The sequence below is a fragment of the uncultured Cardiobacterium sp. genome, from assembly GCF_938028185.1.
Taxonomy (GTDB): Bacteria; Pseudomonadota; Gammaproteobacteria; order Cardiobacteriales; family Cardiobacteriaceae; genus Cardiobacterium.
Genome location: NZ_CALJAH010000138.1, coordinates 1 through 4613, shown reverse-complemented (window position 1 = coordinate 4613; position 4613 = coordinate 1). Strand labels below are relative to the sequence as shown.

The 4613-nt window shown below is 60.4% G+C and carries 4 protein-coding genes; 3 read left to right on the top strand and 1 reads right to left on the bottom strand.

All coding sequences use genetic code 11. The annotated features are described in order from the left end of the window. The 3 genes from Q0349_RS04215 to Q0349_RS04205 all read left to right on the top strand — a co-directional run. Positions 1-419, top strand: a 419-nt coding sequence (locus tag Q0349_RS04215) for a TRAP transporter small permease (protein ID WP_298079629.1), incomplete at its 5' end; no start/stop codon positions are given. Between the two features lie 9 nt (positions 420-428). Continuing rightward, positions 429-1736 (top strand): TRAP transporter large permease, encoded by a 1308-nt coding sequence (locus tag Q0349_RS04210; protein WP_366916271.1) that lies wholly within the window; start codon positions 429-431, stop codon positions 1734-1736. A gap of 3 nt (positions 1737-1739) precedes the next feature. Continuing rightward, the gene (locus Q0349_RS04205) at positions 1740-4094 is read left to right on the top strand and encodes a glycoside hydrolase family 31 protein (RefSeq protein ID WP_298079627.1); all 2355 of its coding nucleotides are present in this window, start codon (positions 1740-1742) and stop codon (positions 4092-4094) included. A 101-nt stretch (positions 4095-4195) separates the two neighbouring features. Here Q0349_RS04205 and Q0349_RS04200 read toward each other — a convergent pair whose 3' ends face one another. Next, positions 4196-4486: a hypothetical protein gene (locus Q0349_RS04200; protein ID WP_298079626.1), complete on the bottom strand. Its 291-nt coding sequence runs from the start codon at positions 4484-4486 to the stop codon at positions 4196-4198. Positions 4487-4613 lie beyond the last annotated feature (127 nt).

Here is a 4613-nt window from a genome sequence, read left to right as displayed (position 1 = left end):
CGTTTGCACTGGTCGCCTGTGTGGTGTGGCAGGTGGCGTCGCGCTATGTCACCAGCACGCCGAGTACGGTGACTGACGAGCTGGCGCGTTTTATTTTTATGTGGGTTGGTTTGCTCGGCGCGGCGCAGGCGTCGGCGCTGAAGCAGCATCTGGCGATTGATTTGCTCGCCATCAAGCTCAAGGGCGGCGCGAAGCGCGCGCTGAATCTGGTCATTGAGTGCTGCATCATGTTGTTCGCCACGCTGGTGATGATTTATGGCGGCTGCCTGCTCACCGCCAAGACGTTTGCCAACGCGCAGGTAACGCCCGCGTTGCAGGTGCCGATGGGCTATGTCTATCTGGTCGTACCGCTTGCAGGGGCGCTGCTGGTGTTTTTCTCGCTGGTGGCGGTTGTTGATGAATTAAAGCAGGAGGGTTGAGCCATGTCGATTGAACTGCTGAGCGTCCTTGTCCTTTTTGGCGTTTTTTTCTTGTTGATGTTTTTGAGTGTGCCGGTGTCGGTGTCTATCGGCCTCGCCACGATTGCGACGGTGCTGTTGTCGCTGCCGTTTGACAATGCGATGTTCGTCACCGCGCAGAAGATGATTACCGCGCTGGACAGTTTCGCCCTGCTGGCGCTGCCGTTTTTTATCCTCGCCGGGAATATCATGAACCGGGGCGGCATTGCGATGCGCCTCATCAATCTGGCGCTGGTGCTGGCGGGACGGCTGCCGGGCGCGCTGGCGCACTGCAACGTCATCGCCAATATGCTGTTTGGCTCGATTTCCGGCTCGGCGGTCGCGGCTGCGGCGGCGGTCGGCGGCACGATGGGCGAGATGCAGCGCAAGGCGGGTTATGACCCCGGCTATGCGGCGGCGGTCAATATCGCTTCCTGCCCGACCGGGCTGCTGATTCCGCCGAGCAATACTTTCATTGTGTATTCCACCATTTCCGGCGGTACTTCGGTCGCGGCGCTGTTCCTCGCCGGATATTTGCCCGGCATCCTGATGGGGCTGGGCATCATGGTCGTCGCCGGTATCATCGCTTACCGCAAGAAATTGCCGGTGAACGAGCGCGTGCCGCTGAACGTCGCCGTCGGCGCGTTTTTGCAGGCGATTCTGCCGCTGTCGCTGATTGTTATCGTCATCGGCGGTATCGTCAAAGGCACCTTCACCGCCACCGAAGGCTCGGCGATTGCGGTGGTTTACGCGCTCTTCCTCGCCGTCGTCGTTTACCGCGAAATCAAGCTGAAAGACCTGCCGAAAATCTTCCTCGATTCGATGGTGACCAACGCCATCGTCATGCTGCTTATCGGCTGCTCCTCCGGCATGAGCTGGGCGATGGCCAATGCCGATATTCCGATTGTCATCGAAGACGCCATCCTCGCGCTCTCTGAAAATAAAATCGTCATCCTGCTGGCGATTAACCTCATCCTGCTCATCGTCGGCTTCTTCATGGACATGACGCCCGCCATCCTCATCTTCACCCCGATTTTCCTGCCGATTGCGCAGTCGCTCGGCGTTGACCCGGTGCATTTCGGCGTGATGATGACCTTCAACCTCTGCATGGGCATCGTCACCCCGCCGGTCGGCAGTTGCCTCTTCGTCGGCTGCTCGGTCGGCAAAGTGCGGCTGGCGCAAGTCATCCCCTACATGCTGCCGATGTACATCGCGATGATTATTACCCTGCTGCTCGTCACCTTCATCCCGCAAATCTCGCTGCTGCTGCCGCAATTACTGATGAGCTACGGAGGCTAGGCCATGCAAACACTCAAACACTGGACGCTCGCGCAGAAAAACGCCGACGGCATCACCCTACGCATCGAAGACCGCCACCTGCTGCACGTCATCGTGCTGGAAGACGACATCTGGCGCGTCTGGCTACAAAAAAACGGCGAGACAGCGCTGGACCGAACCTGGCTCATCTCGCCGCCAGCCGCCCCCAACGGCGAAACCGGACGCCCGCGTGCCAGCCGCGAAGGCTTCAGCTGCCCGCCGTTTGCGCTTGTCGAAAACGCTGACGGCATCACCGTCAGCGGCAGCCGCCTGCGCCTGCACATCCGCCGCCCGCTGCAACTCATCTGGGAAGCACAGGAAAACGGCGAATGGCAGCCGCTTGCCGCCGACCGCCCGACCGGCGCCTACGAACTCGGCCGCCGCCGCGATGACATCGCCCACTACATGACGCACGACGACCGCGACCGCTATTACGGCCTCGGCGAAAAAGCGGGCACGGTTGAACGCGGCGGCAAAAAATACGAAATGCGCAGCCTCGACGCGATGGGCTACAACGCCGAAAGCACCGACCCGCTTTACAAACACTGGCCGTTTTACCAAGTGCGCACCGCAGCGGGCGCGCACTACGGCATCTTTTACGACAACCTCAACACCAGCCGCTTCGACATGGGCTGCGAGCTGGACAACTATCACCCGCGCTACCGCAGCTACCGCGCCGAGGGCGGCGACCTCGACTACTACCTCATCCACGGCGCCAGCATTGCCGCCATCACCAAACGCTTCCTCCACCTCACCGGCAAAAACACCTTCCCGCCCAAATGGAGCCTCGGCTACTCCGGCTCCACCATGAGCTACACCGACGCCCCCGACGCCCAACACCAACTGCAACAATTCATCGCGCTCTGCCGCGAACACGCCATCCCCTGCGACAGCTTCCAGCTCTCCTCCGGCTACACCACCATCGGCAACAAACGCTACGTCTTCCACTGGAACCACGACAAAATCCCCGATCCGAAAGCGCTCGCCCAAACCTTCCGCGACGCGGGCATACGTCTTGCCGCCAACATCAAACCCTGCCTGCTGCACGACCACCCGCGTTACCGCGAAGCCGCCGCAAAAAACCTCTTCGTGCAAGACAGCGACAGCGGCGCGCCGGAAACCTCCATGTTCTGGGACGCCGAAGGCTCGCACCTCGACTTCACCAACCCGGCAACCGGACAATGGTGGCGCGACAACGTCAAGGCACAACTACTTGACGTCGGTATCGTTTCCACCTGGAACGACAACAACGAATACGAAATCTGGGACAGCGACGCGCGCTGCCACGGCTTCGGTTCGCCGATTGCCATCCGCCACATCCGCCCGCTGATGCCGCTCCTCATGATGCAAAACTCCTGGCGGGCGCAGCGCGAACACAACCCGCACGAACGCCCCTACCTCATCTCGCGCAGCGGCTGCCCCGGCCTGCAACGCTACGTCCAGACCTGGAGCGGCGACAACCGCACCAGTTGGCACACCCTCAAATGGAACATCCGCATGGCCATCGGCATGAGCCTCTCCGGCATGTACCACATCGGCCACGACATCGGCGGCTTCGCCGGGCCAAAACCCGACGCCGAACTCTTCCTGCGCTGGATCCAAAGCGCGCTGCTCCTGCCGCGCTTTACCATCCACTCCTGGAACGACGACCACACCGTCAACGAACCGTGGATGCACCCATCCATCACCGCCGCAGTGCGCGACGCCATCCGCCTGCGTTACCGCCTCATCCCCTACCTCTACACCCTGCTGTGGCAGGCGGCAACCCAAGACGAAGCCATCGTCCGCCCTACCTTCCTCGACCACGAACACGACGAAACCACCTACGCCGATACAGATGATTACATGATCGGACGCGAACTCCTCGTTTGCCCCGTTACCGCCCCCGGCGTGCGCGCCCGCGACACCTACCTGCCGGACAACACCCTCGGCTGGTACGACTACCACCGCGGCACCTGGCACAGCGGCGGCCAAACCCTGCACGTACAAACCCCACTCGAATACCTACAACTCTACGTGCGCGCGGGCAGCATCATCGCCGAAGGCGCGCTTATGCACGCCGACAGCCCCGCCGCCGATAGCGAACGCACCCTGCGCCTCTACCCGGCCAAAGGCAACGAAAAAAGCGAAGGCACCCTCTACGACGACAACGGCACCGCCGCAGACGGCGCACACTGGCAACTACACTGGCGCCTGCACGGCCACGGCGACGAACTCTACCTGCGCCTTGACGCCAGCGGCGACTACCAACCGGCCTACCTCGACAACCTGCGCGTCACCCTGCCGCCGAATGAGACCCGCCGCCTCATCATCAGCGGCAATATCGACGTGCAACAATGACCGCCGGGCTGTCTCTTTCCCCGTGGGCGGCGGGGTGGGTAGCCATTCCCCCCTCCCCCTGTGGCACTAGTGTCCGGAATAATTTCTGGTCGATAAAATTCTTATAAATCATGCAAATAATCACCATGCAGCTCCGCGCGCAATGCGCCAAATACCCCAAAACAGTGCTCAAAAGCAGCTTTTTGAGGTGTGATACGGCGCGCTACTACGGAGGGTATTGTATAAATCATGCTGTTTTTAAAAAGAATTTTATCTAAAAATTTATTCCGGACAGTAGTGCCCCCTGTGGGGGAGGGGACGGGGGTGGGGTTACTGGCGACACGCACGATGTTTTTTACAGACTCACGTTTATTCTCCAAAGCCTCAATACCGTGTTGCGTCGCATCGTACAATGCCTTGTGAGGATTGCCATAAAATCCCTCCCTGACACACCACCCGCCGAACCCCGCGACAGATGAAACTGCGGCGTATGGGACAAAAAAGGAGCTGTTTTAGACAACCTTGTCTCTATAGGACAAA